At 63.5% G+C, this 15,324-nt stretch carries 15 protein-coding genes and 2 tRNA genes; 12 read left to right on the top strand and 5 right to left on the bottom strand.

Annotated features, from left to right (window positions below):
- Nucleotides 1-576 precede the first annotated feature (576 nt).
- Nucleotides 577-1,176 (top strand): RNA polymerase sigma factor, encoded by a 600-nt coding sequence (locus tag FNU79_RS05765; protein WP_225429908.1) that lies wholly within the window; start codon nt 577-579, stop codon nt 1,174-1,176.
- Nucleotides 1,166-1,939, top strand: coding sequence for an anti-sigma factor (locus tag FNU79_RS05760; RefSeq protein WP_185974620.1), 774 nt, complete (start codon nt 1,166-1,168; stop codon nt 1,937-1,939). Before FNU79_RS05765 ends, FNU79_RS05760 begins: the two co-directional genes overlap by 11 nt.
- Nucleotides 1,940-2,017: 78 nt before the next feature.
- Here the strand turns inward: FNU79_RS05760 and truB are convergent, their stop codons facing one another.
- Complete coding sequence (gene truB / locus FNU79_RS05755) at nt 2,018-2,977, bottom strand: tRNA pseudouridine(55) synthase TruB (protein ID WP_143720094.1); 960 nt, start codon at nt 2,975-2,977, stop codon at nt 2,018-2,020.
- A 132-nt stretch (nt 2,978-3,109) separates the two neighbouring features.
- On the opposite strand from truB, the gene FNU79_RS05750 reads away from it, so the two are divergent.
- The 4 genes from FNU79_RS05750 (at nt 3,110) to coaE (ending at nt 7,679) form a co-directional block, all read left to right on the top strand.
- The gene (locus tag FNU79_RS05750) at nt 3,110-3,760 is read left to right on the top strand and encodes a DoxX family protein (RefSeq protein WP_225429907.1); all 651 of its coding nucleotides are present in this window, start codon (nt 3,110-3,112) and stop codon (nt 3,758-3,760) included.
- Between the two features lie 157 nt (nt 3,761-3,917).
- Nucleotides 3,918-5,525, top strand: a complete 1,608-nt coding sequence (locus FNU79_RS05745) for a glycosyltransferase (RefSeq protein ID WP_143719942.1) — start codon at nt 3,918-3,920, stop codon at nt 5,523-5,525.
- On the top strand, nt 5,522-7,054 hold the full coding sequence (locus FNU79_RS05740) for a hypothetical protein (RefSeq protein ID WP_143719941.1): 1,533 nt from the start codon (nt 5,522-5,524) through the stop codon (nt 7,052-7,054). The genes FNU79_RS05745 and FNU79_RS05740 overlap by 4 nt, the downstream gene beginning before the upstream one ends.
- Nucleotides 7,055-7,076: 22 nt before the next feature.
- Nucleotides 7,077-7,679, top strand: coding sequence for a dephospho-CoA kinase (gene coaE / locus FNU79_RS05735; protein WP_143719940.1), 603 nt, complete (start codon nt 7,077-7,079; stop codon nt 7,677-7,679).
- Here the strand turns inward: coaE and FNU79_RS05730 are convergent.
- Genes FNU79_RS05730 through FNU79_RS05720 form a run of 3 tightly spaced genes read right to left on the bottom strand, consistent with a single transcriptional unit; the run spans nt 7,676 to nt 9,311 of the window.
- Complete coding sequence (locus FNU79_RS05730; protein WP_143719939.1) at nt 7,676-7,975, bottom strand: YkgJ family cysteine cluster protein; 300 nt, start codon at nt 7,973-7,975, stop codon at nt 7,676-7,678. The genes coaE and FNU79_RS05730 overlap by 4 nt on opposite strands.
- Nucleotides 7,976-7,984: 9 nt before the next feature.
- On the bottom strand, nt 7,985-8,788 hold the full coding sequence (locus FNU79_RS05725) for a DNA/RNA non-specific endonuclease (protein ID WP_143719938.1): 804 nt from the start codon (nt 8,786-8,788) through the stop codon (nt 7,985-7,987).
- 40 nt (nt 8,789-8,828) lie between these two features.
- Nucleotides 8,829-9,311, bottom strand: a complete 483-nt coding sequence (locus FNU79_RS05720) for a GNAT family N-acetyltransferase (RefSeq protein ID WP_143719937.1) — start codon at nt 9,309-9,311, stop codon at nt 8,829-8,831.
- Nucleotides 9,312-9,737: 426 nt separating this feature from the next.
- Between FNU79_RS05720 and FNU79_RS19045 the strand changes: the two genes are divergently transcribed.
- The 6 genes from FNU79_RS19045 to FNU79_RS05700 all read left to right on the top strand — a co-directional run bounded on the left by FNU79_RS19045 (nt 9,738) and on the right by FNU79_RS05700 (nt 14,972).
- Nucleotides 9,738-9,810, top strand: a tRNA-Gly gene (locus FNU79_RS19045).
- Between the two features lie 31 nt (nt 9,811-9,841).
- Nucleotides 9,842-9,975 (top strand) — tRNA-OTHER (locus FNU79_RS19040).
- Between the two features lie 77 nt (nt 9,976-10,052).
- Entirely contained in the window at nt 10,053-11,717 is a 1,665-nt protein-coding gene (gene rsr / locus FNU79_RS05715; RefSeq protein ID WP_225429906.1) for an RNA-binding protein Rsr, read from the top strand.
- A gap of 113 nt (nt 11,718-11,830) precedes the next feature.
- Nucleotides 11,831-12,355, top strand: a complete 525-nt coding sequence (locus FNU79_RS05710; RefSeq protein ID WP_124867351.1) for a hypothetical protein — start codon at nt 11,831-11,833, stop codon at nt 12,353-12,355.
- Between the two features lie 93 nt (nt 12,356-12,448).
- Entirely contained in the window at nt 12,449-13,759 is a 1,311-nt protein-coding gene (gene nhaA, locus FNU79_RS05705) for a Na+/H+ antiporter NhaA (protein ID WP_143719936.1), read from the top strand.
- Nucleotides 13,760-13,793: 34 nt separating this feature from the next.
- Nucleotides 13,794-14,972 (top strand): class I SAM-dependent methyltransferase, encoded by a 1,179-nt coding sequence (locus FNU79_RS05700; RefSeq protein ID WP_143719935.1) that lies wholly within the window; start codon nt 13,794-13,796, stop codon nt 14,970-14,972.
- A gap of 7 nt (nt 14,973-14,979) precedes the next feature.
- Here the strand turns inward: FNU79_RS05700 and FNU79_RS05695 are convergent, their stop codons facing one another.
- Nucleotides 14,980-15,318 carry a c-type cytochrome gene (locus FNU79_RS05695; RefSeq protein WP_143719934.1) on the bottom strand — a complete coding sequence of 113 codons (339 nt, stop codon included), beginning with the start codon at nt 15,316-15,318 and terminating at the stop codon, nt 14,980-14,982.
- Between the last annotated feature and the right edge of the window lie 6 nt (nt 15,319-15,324).

Genomic DNA, 15,324 nt, shown 5'->3' with positions numbered 1-15,324 from the left:
TAAAGAGTCGGGATTGTTGATTGCGCCGTTTTGACGGTGAACTTTGCTCGCCAGTTTCAAGCCGCTCTGATTGAAAAAGTCGGCGAGTTCGGGGTGGATACAGCGTAGAGACAAGGTGGCTGGCCAAATAGAGCCGACGACTGACTGCCGTTGGTGAACGCTGCGGCGGCCCCGTATTCCTCTCCCCCCAGCTCAGCTCACGCCCCGCCACATCCAAACCCGCGTCTCCCGCTTAAAACATAATGAGCCGCTCACCCCCTTGGGCGCTCAAGCAAGGGCGGAGTCACCTCTTTTGAGGTGGCCCCCGCTCTTTCACTTTTCACTGACCTATTGGACTCCACCGGTCAACTCGTCATAAGGACAAAGCGGATGCTGGAGCTTGTTATTGGAGGTGCTGCGGTGCTGGGATTGTCGTTAATGTGGTGGCAAAAAAGCAGATCTGCTCGGCCAGTTCGGCGGGTCAGACCCCTGGAAGTGGAAGTCGTGCCGCCTGATCCGGTGGATTTTAAAGTCCCGCTCCAGCAGGAGCGAGCGGCTGAGGCGCACAGAGGAAGCAAGGTGATACGCTGAAAGTGCGTGGAAGACACTGACGAAGTGCTGATGAACCGAATGGCTGGCGGCGACGAAGCGGCCTTGACGGCGCTGTACGGGCGCTACGCTCCGTATCTTTACGGCCTGGGCCGCCGGATGCTGCGTCAGCAAGACGACGTGGAAACCTGTGTACAAGACGCTTTCTTCAATGCTTGGAAGGCCGCAGGCCGCTTTGATCCTGGCCGGGCCAGCGTCAAGACGTGGCTGGTCACGATTGCTCACAACCGAATGCTCCAAGCGCTCCGAGACCGGCCTGAAACGGGTCTAGACCTCGAAGAGTGGGACGCGCCGACGGCCTCGCCAGACCGCATTGAGCAAGTCATCGCTCAGCGGGCGGTGGACATCCTCGGTGAACCAGAAAAAACGCTAGTGATTTTGGCGTTTTATCAGGGCTTTTCGCACAGCGAACTCAATGAGCGCACCGGTCTACCGCTGGGCAGCATCAAAACCTACTTGCGCCGCGCTCTGGCGCAAATGCGGGTCTTTTTGGAAACGCCGGTGGCCTCACCCGCCTCCGCACCGCCCCTTTCCCCGAGCGTTCCGTCTATCAATCCAGCCAAAGGAGGTCAGCAAGATGCCGAATAACGTACAATTAGAACCATCAGAGTCGGAGAGCGAATTTGAAGAGATGCTCAGCTTGTATGTCTTCGGCTTGCTTGACGCAGGCGACGCGGCCCAAGTCGAGCGTCGACTGACCTCTGAACCGCGCTGGCAAAGCGAGTTGCGGGCCTTTCAAGATACGCTTTCAGCGTTGGCTGACCCGGCTCCCGTGCCTGCGGGCAGCGCTGAGCGGCTGCTCAAGCGGGTGCAGGCTGAGGCTCAGCAACACGCACCGCAGCAGCAACACCCGCAGCCCGCCAGCAGCTCTGCCAACCTGCCGATGCCCCAGCCGCCGCTCTCTGAGCCGCCTGTCACCAAACCGCTTGTCACCAGACCGCGCCCCGCTTACCTCGGCCCGCTGCTCGCGTTGGGGCTGGCCGCCGCTGTGGCCGCCGTGCTGCTGCTGCCGCACCTCAGCTCCTCACCCGAACAGCAACTCGCCAATTACCAGACCCAAGCCGGGGCCGTGACCACCCAACTGAACACCAAAGACGGGCAGAAGCTGGGTACAGCCGTCAGGCTCCAAGATGGCCGCGCCTTTGTGCTGCTGGCCAAGGGCGCTCCGGCGGGCAAGGCTTACCAAGCGTGGCAAGTTTTGGGCGCGGCCCCCGAGTCGCTGGGTGTCTTCAATGGCCGCAGCTTCCTGACCGCGCCGCTGAGCGGCAAAGTGACGTTCGCGGTCAGCGTGGAGCCCCCTTCCGGCAGCGCTCAGCCGACGACCACGCCTATTTTGGCGCAGGTGCTTTGAGCTGAACGTTCACAGAAAAAGCGGACATTACCCAAGGTACAGGCAGAGAGCGGGAAGCCTGCGCTTTTTTTCAGTGCTTTACGTTCCGCCCTCTCCCGCTTCTTCGCTCCAGGCCCGCACCACTTTCAGGTGTTGCCCGTCGCCGTCCACGACCGCCACCAGTGCGCCGCTGAGCAGCACCATGAATCGCCCCACCCGTGCGTCGGTGGGGCGCTTGCCTTGGCGCAGGTGCAGGGCCATCTCGGGCGTGGCTTCCAGAATCGGCAAGTCGATGGCGCTGAGATCGGGCAGCCCCGTCGCCTCACCGAGCTGCTCAAGTGGCGCGGCCTGAGACAGCTCAAACCTTCCTGCCCTAGTGCGGATCAGGCCCGACAGGTGCGCCGGAACGCCCAGCGCTGCGCCCACATCGCGGGCCAGCGAGCGCAGGTACGTGCCGCTGCCGACCCGCGCCCAGACCAGCAGCGTGGGAAAGTCGCCCAGTGGCGGCGGCAAATGAACCGTGATCCCCGCTGGGCTGGCGTTCCAACGTCCATCCGGCGCGGGGCAAAAGGTGCGCGGCGCGGCGCTGAGGCTGCCGTAAATGCCGAGCAACTTGAGTTCGTGCAGCGTCACGCTGCGGGCGGGCAAATCGAGTTGCCCTCCAGCCCGGGCCACCGCGTAAGCCCGCACGCCACCGACTTGCAGGGCGCTGTACTGCGGCGGAATCTGCTGCTGCGGGCCGGTGAAGCGCTGTAAGACCGCTTCGACGGCGTGGGTGTTCAGTTCGGGCACGAAAGCCGTTTCGGTGACTGGCCCCTCGGCGTCCAGCGTCGGGGTGGCCGCGCCCAAACTGATAAAGGCCAGATAATCCTTGCTGTCGCGCTCCATGAACTGCACCAGCTTGGTGCTGCCGCCCACGCACAGCACCAGCACGCCGGTGGCCAGCGGGTCGAGCGTGCCGGTGTGCCCGACCTGCTTGGTTTTCAGGATGCGCCGCGCCCGCCCCACCACATCGTGCGAGGTCAGGCCCAGCGGTTTGTCAACGACGTAAATCGGCATCGGCGTCAGGCTAGCACAGTGCATGCCTCGGCTCAGCGCAGCATCAGCACATCTAAATGCTGAGAAGGCGCTTATGTCTTTTTACTGCAAGCCCAGACGAATTTGAACTCCCCTGTGCTCTTGGAGAGTAACGTGAAACCATCTGTAAAAAGCCTAGAAAAAATCGAAGGTTCGCTCCATCTCAACCTAGAAGCCGCCGACATAGAAGCTGCCAAAGCTTTACCTGCCCCGGCAGGAAACAGCTTGACTTGGAAGATCAATGCATTGGAAGAGCGCATAATTCATTGGTGGGCGCTGTACGGCATCATGCTGCTGAGAATTTCACTGGGGTTGGTGTTTTTCTGGTTCGGCGTGCTCAAGTTCTTCCCGGGTATCAGCGTGGCGCAGGACTTGGCTACCCATACTATCTCGGTGCTGACCTTTGGCCTGATGCCGCCTGCGGTGAGTTTGCCGCTGCTGGCGACGTGGGAGTGCGTCATTGGGCTTGGTCTGCTGACCGGGCGATTTTTGCGCCTCACCTTACTGCTGCTGCTGGCGCAGATGGCCGGAACTTTTTTGCCGCTGCTGTTTTTTCAGCGCGAGACGTTCAATGTCTTTCCCCTGGTGCCCACCCTCGAAGGCCAGTACATCATCAAAAATCTGGTGTTGGTGTCAGCCGGACTCGTCATCGGCGCGGCGTCGCGGGGCGGCCGCATCATTTATGACCCGGGGGCGCTGGCAGTGGCCGAGCGTCTCCAAAGTCTGCGCGGGCGCTACCGCCGCCGCTTCCACCGCGATCCCTAAAGAAGAGGCGAAGGCGTCTGCACTCAAAGGCGGATGCCCAGCGGCTTCCCAGGCAAATTATGTGTAGAAACTGGCTTTTAGAATTTGGGGAGACATGAAAAGATAGCGCTGTGGCGCGGGTAAACTTTTGTATAAGATCTTGGATTCTGGCGGCGTCATGCCGCTGAGCCGAGCGCCACTCGCTTTTCAGGCCGAGCCTGCGCCGCTCCTCGGGGCGCAGCGCCGCGTCATCACCCTCTACACCGAGGAGGCCGCCGCGCTCACCGATGAAGGCGGCTGGCTTCGTCAGCTGTTGACAGGAATGCCGGAGATGCATTTTCAAGTGCGGCTGCTGGCCCGCACCGCCCCGGGCCACATGGTTGCGCCCCTGCCTGCGCTTTCCAATCAGCCGTTGCCACACGCAGCCGAAGCTCAAGTCTGGTCACTTTTTGCGCCGGAACCGCAGCACCCCACTTTTTCAGCCGCCGAAAAAAGTGAAGTCGAAGACGCCTTGGCCAGTTTGGTCACGGGTCTGTGTGTGCCGGACGCCACCGCCTTCACCGAGAGTTTGCAGGCTCTGAGTGAGCTGGCCGGTTCAGGTTCACTGACGGCCATATTGCTGAGCGGCCAAGCGGCGCGGCAAATTTTGTGGGCCTGGCAGCAGGTGGCCCGCCCCAATTTGCGCCCGCGCTTGCCGGTGCCCAGCATTACCGACGCCTTGGCCCTCGCCGAGTGGCTCTGCGGAGCGCTGCGTCCCTTAGCGTATTTGCCGCCCGCCGCCGAGTTGGCGCAGGCGCAGGGCAGCGGCGCGGCAGGTTTGGCGGCGCTGCACGGCCTGTGGCGGCGCGGCACGCCGTTTATCTTGCTGGAGCCGCAGGCCACTTTGCGCCAGCACTACCTCGAATTTCGCCGCCGCCGCGTGCCGCTGGGCCAAAAAATCATGCAACTGCGCTTTGAGCGCTTGCTTTCGCGGGCGGTGTACCGGCAGGCCAGTAAGGTGGTGGCCGGTTCGGCGCGGGTGAGGCGCTGGCAAGAGCATCTGGGTGCGCCTCCGGCCCGCACACTGCTCAGGAGCGGTGGCTTGCAACTGACCCGCACGGCTTGGGCAGACCAGCCTATCAGCCCTGAGCCGGAACAAGCGGCGGTGGTGTGGTGCGGCGAGTGGCGGCCCGAAGAGCAGCTTGAAACGCTGCTGAGGGCCTTTGACTTGGTGCGCCGTCAGCGGCTGGACGCCCGCCTGAAGTTGTTTGGTCAGCCGGTGGCGGGCTTTCCCGCTTACCGGGCCTGGGTTGGGGAGTTGATTACCAGCTTGCGCCTTGAGCGCTGCGTCACGCTGGAAGCGCTGCCCAACGATCGGGCCGAGGTCTACCGCGCCGGACAAGTGGTGGTGGTGACGGGCTCGGCTTATGAAGTGCCTTCAGCGCTCTTGGAAGCCATGACGCTGGGCCGGGCCATCATCGCTCCGCGTGAGGAAAGCTCGGCAGAAGTGGTGTGCGAAGCTGGGGTGCTGTGCGCGGCGCAGGACTTGCTGGCGCTGTCGTCGCACATTTTGCGGCTGCTGGAAAACGCTCCGCTGCGGCGCACTTTGGGGGAATCGGCCCGCGCCCGCTCAGTGCTCTTTTCCTCCGACGGCTGGCTGGACTTGCAGCGGGAGCTGTGCGAACAGATCTTTGGCAGCGCCGCCGAAACCGATTGGGGCCACAAGCCCTGGGCGGAGACGAAACTCGATCTCGGTTTTCCACATGAGCTTGAACTCGGCGATTTTGACTTTGGAGAAAATCAGTGAACTTGTTCAACCGGCGCGGGCCCGATACTTTGGAAACCTCGCCGCTGCCCGAACCACCCCAGGAAGCTGAGCCGCTGCATCTTGACCAGCCGCTGCCCAACGACTTGCTTCGGGCGCTGGCAAAGCAGCTTCGCCTTGAGCGCCGCCAAGCCGCCGATCCCGAGGAACTGGCGGCCATTTTGGAAGAGGAAGGTTACAGCGACGAAATTTTGCGCGGACGCTACAACCTCGGCGGGCTGTTCGACACCGCCGAGCAGTTGTACGCCCTCAAAATTGGCCCGCGCCGAGCGGTGAGTTTAATCGCTCTTTTGCTGCCGTCTCGCCGCTGGCTGTGGCGCGGGCCGCTGCTGCTGCTCATCGGCGGCGCGGCGCTGGGCAGCGCTCACCTTTTGGGTCTGCGAGAAGCGCTGAGCGCTTTGGCCGCCGCAGGGGTGGCGGCTTGGGGCACCGGCCTGCGGCTCTCGTGGCTGCGGCAAGTCTCGCAGCTCGCTCCCCAGCAGCTGCGTCCCCGCTTGCTGTGGGGAACTCTGGCGGGTGGCATTTTGGGGGCGCTGGCAGCGCTGCTGTTGGGCCGAGCCTCGCCGGAGACGCCCGCGCTGTCCAGCGCCGTGTTGGGAGCGCTGCTGGGCGGCGGTTACAGCGCGGCGCTCATTTCGGCAGGCGTGCTGCTGGCGCTGGCGCGTTGGCCGCTGGTGGTCGCGGTGTTCGGCGCGGTTTGGGTGCTGGCCTCGTTACTGTCTTCGTCCGCGTTCGGTGGGGGGAGTATGGACTGGGGAGTGGCCCTCCTGCTGGCCCTAGTGGGCGCGGCAGTGGGGGCGGCGCTGTGGGTCACTCAACCGAGTTTGGTGCAGCAAGGTTCAGCGCAGCAGAGTTTGGTACAGAGGGATTCAGCGCAGTGGGGCGGCAGGCCAGCTGACCAAGCAGGCGGGGCTCCCGTGCAGGCCGCAGCGCTACCTTTGCCGCTGGGTGCCCGCTGGGCCGAGTTGCAAAATCAGTTCTCTGGCCTCAGCGCTTGGCCGCTGATCGGCTACGGCTGGGCCTGTGCGCTGGCTTTCGTGGCGCTGGCGTGGCGGGTGGGCAGCGGCGTGCTGGTGTTGCCGCTGCTTTTGTTCGGCGCTTTGGAATGGCTCTCAGCGCTGATGCAGGCCCGCCTGCGCCAACTGGCTCAGCGTCACCAAGATCCGTCCAAGCTCCGGCGCGGCGCACTTTGGCCTGCGTTCGGTGCGCCGCTGCTGCTGCTGCTGCTCAGTGGCCTTCTCGGCATGATCCTCTGCTGGCTGGGCCTGATCAGCGCTGAGACGCAGCCGGTACACCTCTGGGGTGCGGCGGTGCTGAGCGCGGCCCTGCTGCAAAGTACTTGGCTGGCCCGGCAACCGCGTCAGTGGCCCCGCTTGGCGGCGATGTGGCTGACTGGTGCGGGCCTGCTGGCCACCTCGTCGGTCAATTGGTGGGTGCCTCTTTTACTGCTCACGCTGACGCTCACGCTGCTGTGCGACGACGCTTTAAGTGACTTGAGCACTTACCGCTGAGCTTTGCCGCTACACTCAAGGGATGTCCCCTTCCCCTCGGCGCATCGGTTTGACTGGCTCTATCGGCGCGGGCAAAAGTACCCTGACCCGCTTGCTGCGTCAGCGCGGCTTCACGGTACTGGACGCCGACGAGCAGGCCCGCTTGGTGACCCGTGAGCCGCAGACCCTCCGCGACATTGAAGCTGCGTTTGCGGGCGTGGTGGTGGGCGCAGAACTTGACCGCCCTGCCCTCTCGGCCCGGGTGTTCGGCCATCCTGAAGAACTTGCCAAACTCAACGCCATCGTTCATCCCCGTGTCAGGGCAAGAATGGCCGCGCTGGAACAAGCCGCCGTCGCAGCAGGCGCAGGCACCATCTTTCAAGACGTGCCACTGCTGTTCGAGGGTGGTAGCCATCACCTGTTTGACGTGGTGCTGCTGGTCGATGCGCCGCTCGAAGTTCGCCTAGAGCGTGTGCTGGCCCGAGACAATCTCAGCCGCGAGGCGGCCCTGGCCCGCGACGCGGCCCAAATGCCCGCCGCAAAAAAGCGTGAGCTGGCCGACGTAGTGCTCGACAACGGGGGAGACGAGGCCGCTCTCGCCGCGCAACTGGATGAGATACTGGCGCGGCTGGAACTCAAGCCCTAATCGTCTAATCCATAAATTGCCAGAAACCTCGCCACCCGCGCCGCCAAGGTCGGCAGCGCCGAGACTTCGCCGCAGACCCAGTCCGGCGCGTAGTTGCGGCAGATTGGGGGGCGATCCAGGTAAATCTGGCACAAGCAGCCTGCGCCGAGATGCTGGCAAGGCACGCCCAGCGGCTTGCTGAGGGCAGCGATGTCGGGGGCCGCGCAGCACGCGCCGCAGCCGCTGCATTCCCGCTGCCAAGCGCTGCGCGGTGCGAAGTCGCTCGGAGCAGTAAAAAGGTCGTGGGCGCGGGTCATTTCGCCAGTTTAGCTGCCGTAGCTGCCGCCGCAAAAGCTGGCGTGCGCCTGCAAATTGACGCCGCCATTCGGGAAAAAGGTCAGGCCGGTGGCCCGCTGCACTTCGTCCACTGTGACGGCGTAGCGCAAGAAGTTGCTGCGGGCGGGCGGCAATTTGCGATTGGGCAAAATAAACGCCCGCGCTCCGTTGCCGGACACCACGATTTTGTAAATGGAACTCGGCACCGCCACTTGGTCGTCGCCAATGGTCTTGGGTTTGCCTTCAAAAACGGGGCCGGTCATCACGTAAAGGCTGCCGAGCTGCTTGGCGCACGAGCGGGTGGCACTCTCCAGGCTGGCCCAAATGCCGCTGTTCATTCCCGAGTCCTGCGGCACCATGTTGGACAGATAAAATGACTGGTTCATGGCCTCGTCGCTGCTGGTGAAGTCGGCGGCGGGGGCCATGTGGCCGCGTGCGTAGCCAGATTTCCGGTAGTCGTTGAGCGACGCACTCTGCGGGGCGCTGAGGTCGGGGTCAGGCTTGAAGTTATCGGCGCGGCTGACCGAGCCGTCAAACTCGCTGGGCTGCAACTTCTCGGCCACCACCAACGGGACTTTGCGCTGCGGGTCGTAGACGCTGATGTATTCGTTGCGGCACAGCTTGATGACATCAACATTGGCCTGCGGCTGTCCGGCGGCGAACTCGTCGGTGCAGTTGTCGCCGCCGCCCGATGCCGTTTTTTTGGGACAGCCGACCAATAAGGCGCTGAGCAAAACGAGTCCAGCAGCGCTCCAAAGCTGCTTGGCCGTGGGTTTGGATAGGGGAGGCTTCATGTAATGGCCAGTTTAGCGGCTCAGACGCTGAGGTGTCGCTTTAGGCGGGGGCATCGGCTGAGAAATCCAGCCCGTAACACAAACTGTTTTCCATTCCGGTGTAGTAACCGAAGTTGGCAATCCGTGTAAATCCGGCGCTTTCATAGAGGCCCAGCGCTTCCTTTTGGAGGTCGCCGGTTTCCAGCACCAAGCGGCTCAGGCCACTTTCGCGTGCCCACGCCATCAGCCCGTTCAGCACGGCGCGGCCCAGCTGGCGGCCTCTGGCGCTCGGCAGGGTGTACATCCGTTTAATCTCTGCAGTCTTGAACAAGAAATCGTCGTCGCTCAGGGGTTTGAGGCCGCCAATGGCCAGAAGTTCGCCGTTCTCCTCGTAGCCCAGCAGCACGCCGCCCGCCAGCGTTGCCGGATCAAACGGCTCGGTGCGCTCGTCGGTGTCGCCGTAGAGGACTCGGAGTTCGCGCTGCTGCTGAAGCATCAAGGCGTGGGCGCGGGTGTCGTCAATGGAGAGGGTGAGCAGCGGCATGAGCGCAGTCTAGTGCGCCGTTTGGCTTAGCACCCTTCTGCGCCAGACAGCCGATAGGCAAGCTCGCCAACGGCCCCTAGACTGAGTAAGCAGTCAGGGGCAAAGCGCGGTGTAGACACTCCGAAATGGCCCCTGATTCAAACCGAAATAGAGTTGGTCGGGCCGAAGGTTCAGGGTTATCTTCATGAAAAGAATCCCCCCTGCTCCATTCCTTGTCCGGCCAATTTTTCTATGAACTGGCGCTAAGGGCCGAAGCGGTCACGGTTATTTCACCCACACCCCCTTTTTTGATCGCCACGTTGGCACTTTTGGGGCGCAAGCAGAACGTTCAACTGCTCCAGGTTCGATTCCTGGCTTGAAATGTCCCTTTACCGTGGCCCAAACCCCTCGTCCTCAGCATCTTTCCTTTTGGGTTTGGTACGGCGTGCAGGTTTAGTCCAGCAGTCAAGACGCCCGGCAACCAGTCGGGAGACGGCGGTGCAACTCCGCTCAGCCTGCTTTATTTTCTGCGTACTTCAAGCACAACACCTGGGACGGTAGCTCAGTTGGTAGAGCATGTTTTCCCTCAGGCACACACTTGCCTTGCCTACGGGCTGGGCCGAAGCTGCGAGGGTTATCCACTTCGTAACTGGCAAGGTCGTGGGTTCGAACCCCACCCGCCCCACCTTCACTTTCCGTCTCGGCGCGACCTGAACCCCGCGCCCACCCCACCCTTTTGCCCTGATAAGGAGGGCCGCAACCATGAAAAACCCATCCGCCATGAAAACCCTGCTCAGCGCCGTCAACCCCCTCCAGCGCCACCAGCGCCAGAAGCTGGACGCCTCTCAGGTACAAAACAACGCGGGCGGCTTCGTTTACGCTCTCAGCGACGCCTCCCGCTTGACCCGCTTTTTGGTGCTGGGCACCGAGGGCGGCACCTTCTACGCCGGAGTGAAAGCCCACACCGTGCAGGCCACCGACTTCGTGCGCGACTTGGTGCAGCGCGACGCGGCTTTGGCCCTGCGCTTAACGTTGGAAGTGGCCTGCGCTGGCCGCGCACCCAAGCCCGAGCCGGCGCTGCTGGTGCTGGCCCTCATCTCCAAGACTGCGCCCAACGTGGCCGACCGGCAAGCGGCCTGGAACGCGCTGCCGGAACTGGCCCGCACCGGCACCATGCTGCTGCACTTTTTGGCGTTCACGCGGGCGCTGGGCGGCTGGGGACGGCTGACCCGGCGCGGCGTAGCCAATGTCTACGAAACGCTGAGCGTAGAGAAGCTGGCGCTGTGGGCAGTCAAGTACAAGAGCCGCGATGGTTGGGCGCAGGCCGACGCGCTGCGGCTGGCCCACCCCAAAACCGCCGATCCCATTCGCAACGCCGTGCTGAAGTTCATGGTGAGCGGTGAACTGAAAGTGGACGGCGACAAAATGGAAGGCGACCGAGTGGAAGGCGACCCAGTGGACAGCGATACGGCTCCAGCCCTGCGCGTCATCGAGGGGCATCTGCTGGCCCAAGCAGCCACCAGCGACGCCGAAGCGGCCACGCTGATGCTGGAGTACGGTCTGCCGATGGAGGGCGTGCCGACCCACCTGCGCGGCGCAGAAGTCTACCGGGCAGCCACCCAGACCGGCGGCCTGACCTGGCTGCTGCGCAATCTCGGCAACCTCAGCCGCGTGGGGGTGCTGACCGTCAATGACCGCGCCCTGATCGACGCGCTGATCGCCCGCTTGACCGACCCCGCCGCCCTCAAGCGTGGCCGCATTCACCCGCTGGACGCGCTCAAGGCTCGTTTGGTCTACTCGGCAGGTCAGGGCGTGCGCGGCAGCGGCACCTGGTTGCCGGTTCCCCGCATCGTGGACGCGCTGGAAGACGCCTTTTACACCTCCTTCGGCATGGTGCAGCCTGCCGGAACCCGTCACCTGCTGGCGCTGGACGTCAGCGGCTCGATGACCGGCGGCCAGGTCGCGGGCGTGCCGAACCTGACGCCCAACATGGCGGCGGCGGCCATGAGCATGTTGGCCCTGCGGAGCGAGCCTGAAGCGCTGACGATGGGCTTTGCGGATCAGTTCCGGGCGCTGGGCATCACTCCCCGCGACACGCTGGAAGCGGCCATGAAAAAGGCCCAGTCCGCCAGCTTTGGGGCCACCGACTGCGCCCAGCCGATATTGTGGGCGGCGGGGGCGGGCGTGGACGTGGACACGTTTGTCATCTACACCGACAACGAAACGTGGGCGGGCCAGGTTCACCCCAAAGTCGCCTTAGACCGCTACCGCCAGAAAACCGGCACCGCCGCCCGCTTGATCGTCGTGGGCCTGACCGCCACCGAGTTCAGCATCGCCGATCCGCAGCGCAGCGACATGCTCGACGTGGTGGGCTTCGATACCGCCGCCCCCACCCTGATGAGCGCTTTTGCGCGGGGCGAGGTTTAGTTTCAACTCACACCATCGGGCCGCTTAGACATTTGTTTAAGCGGCCCAGCCACTCATCACCCGTCATTGACCGACTTTCGGCGCTCCTCACCAAATCCCCGTATGCTGAGCGTATGTCTAGCCAGAACAGCTTGAATAAGAACGTCGCCCGCTTGGGTCTGCCCGCTTTGCTGGGCGGTCTGATGCTCAGCTCCTGTGCGCCCGTTCTGGGCAATGTGATCGATACCTCGCCTTCGCGCAAGAGCGCCGGGCCGCTGATCGTTGGTCAGACGTGGGCCATCAGCGGGCAGCTCTCCGGCACTTCGCTGAGCAAAACGCTCTCGGTGCCGACCCTGGTCGAAGTTCAGGACGGCAGCGGCACCCTCAGCGTGGCTGACCAGGCCACCGCCGCGCAGGTGCCGAGCGGAAGTTACCAGTACGTGTCGTACACCAACAGCGACCAACTCAAAAAAGCCAGCTTCGTGTGGAATGAAGCGGCGGCTGGCGGCGGCGTCAACCGCTACGAGTGCTTGTCCAAGAACGTGGAGAGCTTGCCGCTGACCGGCGTGCTGACCCTCAAGCGGCAAAGCGAATCCACGGTTTTGGTCGGCACCTGCACCGCCACGCCCACCAATCCGCCGCCGCTGCCGACCAAGTAATGACCGATTTGCCCTAAGTCCCGCGTCTGCATTGCCCCAACCGGCGATCAACGCGGGATTTGTTGATTTGATGTTGCCCCTTCGGGAGATTTGATGAGTTTACCGTCCGTCCTTAAGCCCGCACTGACGCCCTTTATTCGGTTCGTGCAAAATGAAGCGTTCGCAGGCGTACTGCTGGTTTGCGTGGCCATCTTCGCCTTTGCTTGGGCCAATTCGCCTTGGGCTGTCAATTATTTTGATCTGCGCTCCACCTATTTCAAATTGACGCTGGGCAGCTCAGAACTCAAGCTTTCCCTGGAGCACTGGGCCAACGACGGCTTGATGGCGGTGTTTTTCCTGTTGGTGGGCTTAGAGATCAAGCGCGAACTCTTGATTGGTGAGTTGGCCTCGCGCCGCAAGGCGACCCTGGCAGTGGCCGCCGCCGCAGGCGGAATGCTGCTTCCGGCGGGCCTTTATGCGCTCGTGAACGGCGGCGGCGTGGGCGCGTCGGGCTGGGGCGTGCCGATGGCCACCGACATCGCCTTCGCGCTGGGCGTTCTGGCGTTGTTGGGCTCACGGGTGCCGCTGGGCCTCAAAATCTTTTTGACAGCGCTGGCCATCGTGGACGATCTGGGCGCGGTGCTGGTCATCGCCTTTTTTTATACTTCCGGTCTCAACCTGACTTTTTTGGCGCTGGCCGCCCTGACTTGGGGGTTGGCCCTCTTTGCAGGCTGGCGCGGGTTGTTCAGCCTCAAAATTTACGCGGTGCTGGGCGCGTTCCTGTGGTTTTTCGTGCTGGAATCCGGCCTGCATGCCACCCTAGCGGGGGTGCTGCTGGCGCTGGCCGTGCCGATTCGCAGGCCTGATCCGGCTGGCTACTTGGCCTCACTGAACGCCGCGCCGAGGCCCACCGAAGGCGAAGAAGAAGAAGCCCGCCTGCTCGACCTCGAAGACCTGCTGGAGCGTTCCCAAAGCCCGCTGCACCGACTCGAACACGCCATTCACCCGTTCGTCACCTACGCGGTGCTGCCCGCCTTCGCCCTGATGAATGCTGGGGTCGCCATTGGCGGCGGCGCGGGGCTGGGTGTGGTGTCACTGGGCGTGCTGCTGGGGCTGCTGCTCGGTAAACCGCTGGGTGTGGTGGGCTTCGCGTGGCTGGCGGTGCGCTTTAAGCTGGCTGCTTTGCCTGACCGCGTCCACTGGGGCCACATGGTCGGTGCGGGGCTACTGGCAGGCATCGGCTTTACCATGAGCTTGTTTGTCTCCAATCTGGCCTTTGGCAATGAGGCGCTGCTGACCCAGGCCAAACTCGGTGTGCTGCTGGCCTCGGTGCTGGCGGCGATCCTGGGCGCGGGCTGGTTGCTGGTGGTCGGCAAATCCGGTGCGGAAGGCGAAGCGCTGGACGGGGCAGTGAGCGCGGAGTAGGCCAAGCGCCGCCTCAATCCCGTACACTCGGCGCATGACCGGCCCCCGCAAAACGTCCAACCCAACCCGAAAACTCAAGTTGCGCCGCCCCGAGCCGCAAGCTCCGGCGGCTCCCAAAGCGGGTTACTTTGAGATCACCCCCGCCGAATTGCCGCCGCGCTTAGACCGCCTGACGGCCCTGACCAAATCCGGCGTGCGCGGCGCTCCGGGTATTGACGGCGCTCAGGCGCTCCTGACTGAAACCCTGATGCGCCAGCGGGTCAAAGGCGAGGTGCTGGATTTGACGGCGCTGGGCGGCCTGCTCGCCAGCTTAACCGGCGTGACCTTGCGGGCAGTGGAGGGTTCGGCCCCCGCGCTGGCCGTTTTGCGTGCGGCCAACCTGAGTCCGCAAGTGGCCGCTCCCGGCGACACGCTGGAGCGCTCGCCTACCGTCACGCTGATTTTGGCTGGCGACAGGGGCAACGCTTATATTCAGGCACAAGTGGCCTGGGCGCACGCCTGCACGCCGCCGGGCGGCATCCTGTACTTGGCCGGCGACAAAGACAAAGGCTTTGACCGCTACGTGCGGGCGGCGTCGGCCGTTTTCGGCATCGGTGAAACCATCGCCAAGGACGGCGGACTCCGGGTCGCCAAACTGGTGCGCCGTCCCGGCCCCACGCCGCCGCAGCCCGCACCCGAAACCTACGAGCATGACGGCCTTAAAGTGGTTGCCCTGCCCGGCGTGTTCAGCGCGGCGAAGATAGACAAGGCCACCGCGCTGCTGCTCAGAACAGTGGAGGGCCTGGAACTTGGCGGCAAAACCGTGCTGGATTTGGGCTGCGGCGCGGGCGTCATCGGCGCGTGGGCGGCCAAGCAGGGCGCTGCCGTGACGCTGGCCGACGCCGATCTGAGCAGCGTCAGGAGCGCTGAGCAAACGCTGGCGGCCAACCAACTCACGGGAGAAGTCATTCACAGCGACGTGGACGCGGCTTTGGGAGAACGCACCTTCGATCTGATTTTGTCCAACCCGCCCTTTCACGTGGGGCGCGGCGTGGTGCTGGACGTGGCTGCCGAATTTCTGGCCACCGCCCAGCGCCGCTTGAATGCCGAGGGCGTAGCTTACTTTGTCGCCAACGACTTTTTGCCCTACGAAAAGCCGCTCTCCAGTTGGGCCACCGTAGAAGAGGTGGTGCGGGAGGGCGGCTTTAAAGTGCTCAGGGCGGTGCGGAAGTAAGAAACGCTTACTTGAAGGTTTTTAAGTAAGCTTGCAGCGCCACCAGCTCGGTTTTGGTCGGCGCTTTGCCCTTGTCACCCGCGAAGCCGACCTTGCCCCAAAACGGCATCGGCGCTTTGAACATTTTTCCGTTGTCGTTTATATTTTTGAGCAGTGCCCGCTGGAAGATCGCCGCGCTCCAGTTGGCCGCCTCGCCCGACAGCTTGGGGCCGAGGCCACCCTGCGCTTTGGCTCCGTGGCAGGCCGCGCAGTTGGTTTGATAAATGCTCTGGCCCTGTTTGAGATCGGCGGAAGCGGCGGCAGCGGAGCTGAGCAGCGCGGCGGCGGCAAGAATGGGAAGTCGCATACTTAA

The organism is Deinococcus detaillensis, assembly GCF_007280555.1.
GTDB classification, from domain to species: Bacteria; Deinococcota; Deinococci; order Deinococcales; family Deinococcaceae; genus Deinococcus; species Deinococcus detaillensis.
This window is presented reverse-complemented; position numbering and strand designations above follow the sequence as displayed.

Excerpts from the sequence above, each read along its gene's own strand:
- FNU79_RS05700 (WP_143719935.1), top strand. The coding sequence starts at position 13,794 with ATGACCGGCCCCCGCAAAACGTCCAACCCAACCCGAAAACTCAAGTTG.
- FNU79_RS05695 (WP_143719934.1), bottom strand. The coding sequence starts at position 15,318 with ATGCGACTTCCCATTCTTGCCGCCGCCGCGCTGCTCAGCTCCGCTGCC.
- FNU79_RS05745 (WP_143719942.1), top strand. The coding sequence starts at position 3,918 with ATGCCGCTGAGCCGAGCGCCACTCGCTTTTCAGGCCGAGCCTGCGCCG.
- nhaA (WP_143719936.1), top strand. The coding sequence starts at position 12,449 with ATGAGTTTACCGTCCGTCCTTAAGCCCGCACTGACGCCCTTTATTCGG.
- coaE (WP_143719940.1), top strand. The coding sequence starts at position 7,077 with ATGTCCCCTTCCCCTCGGCGCATCGGTTTGACTGGCTCTATCGGCGCG.
- truB (WP_143720094.1), bottom strand. The coding sequence starts at position 2,977 with ATGCCGATTTACGTCGTTGACAAACCGCTGGGCCTGACCTCGCACGAT.
- FNU79_RS05710 (WP_124867351.1), top strand. The coding sequence starts at position 11,831 with ATGTCTAGCCAGAACAGCTTGAATAAGAACGTCGCCCGCTTGGGTCTG.
- FNU79_RS05760 (WP_185974620.1), top strand. The coding sequence starts at position 1,166 with ATGCCGAATAACGTACAATTAGAACCATCAGAGTCGGAGAGCGAATTT.
- FNU79_RS05725 (WP_143719938.1), bottom strand. The coding sequence starts at position 8,788 with ATGAAGCCTCCCCTATCCAAACCCACGGCCAAGCAGCTTTGGAGCGCT.
- FNU79_RS05720 (WP_143719937.1), bottom strand. The coding sequence starts at position 9,311 with ATGCCGCTGCTCACCCTCTCCATTGACGACACCCGCGCCCACGCCTTG.
- FNU79_RS05730 (WP_143719939.1), bottom strand. The coding sequence starts at position 7,975 with ATGACCCGCGCCCACGACCTTTTTACTGCTCCGAGCGACTTCGCACCG.
- rsr (WP_225429906.1), top strand. The coding sequence starts at position 10,053 with ATGAAAAACCCATCCGCCATGAAAACCCTGCTCAGCGCCGTCAACCCC.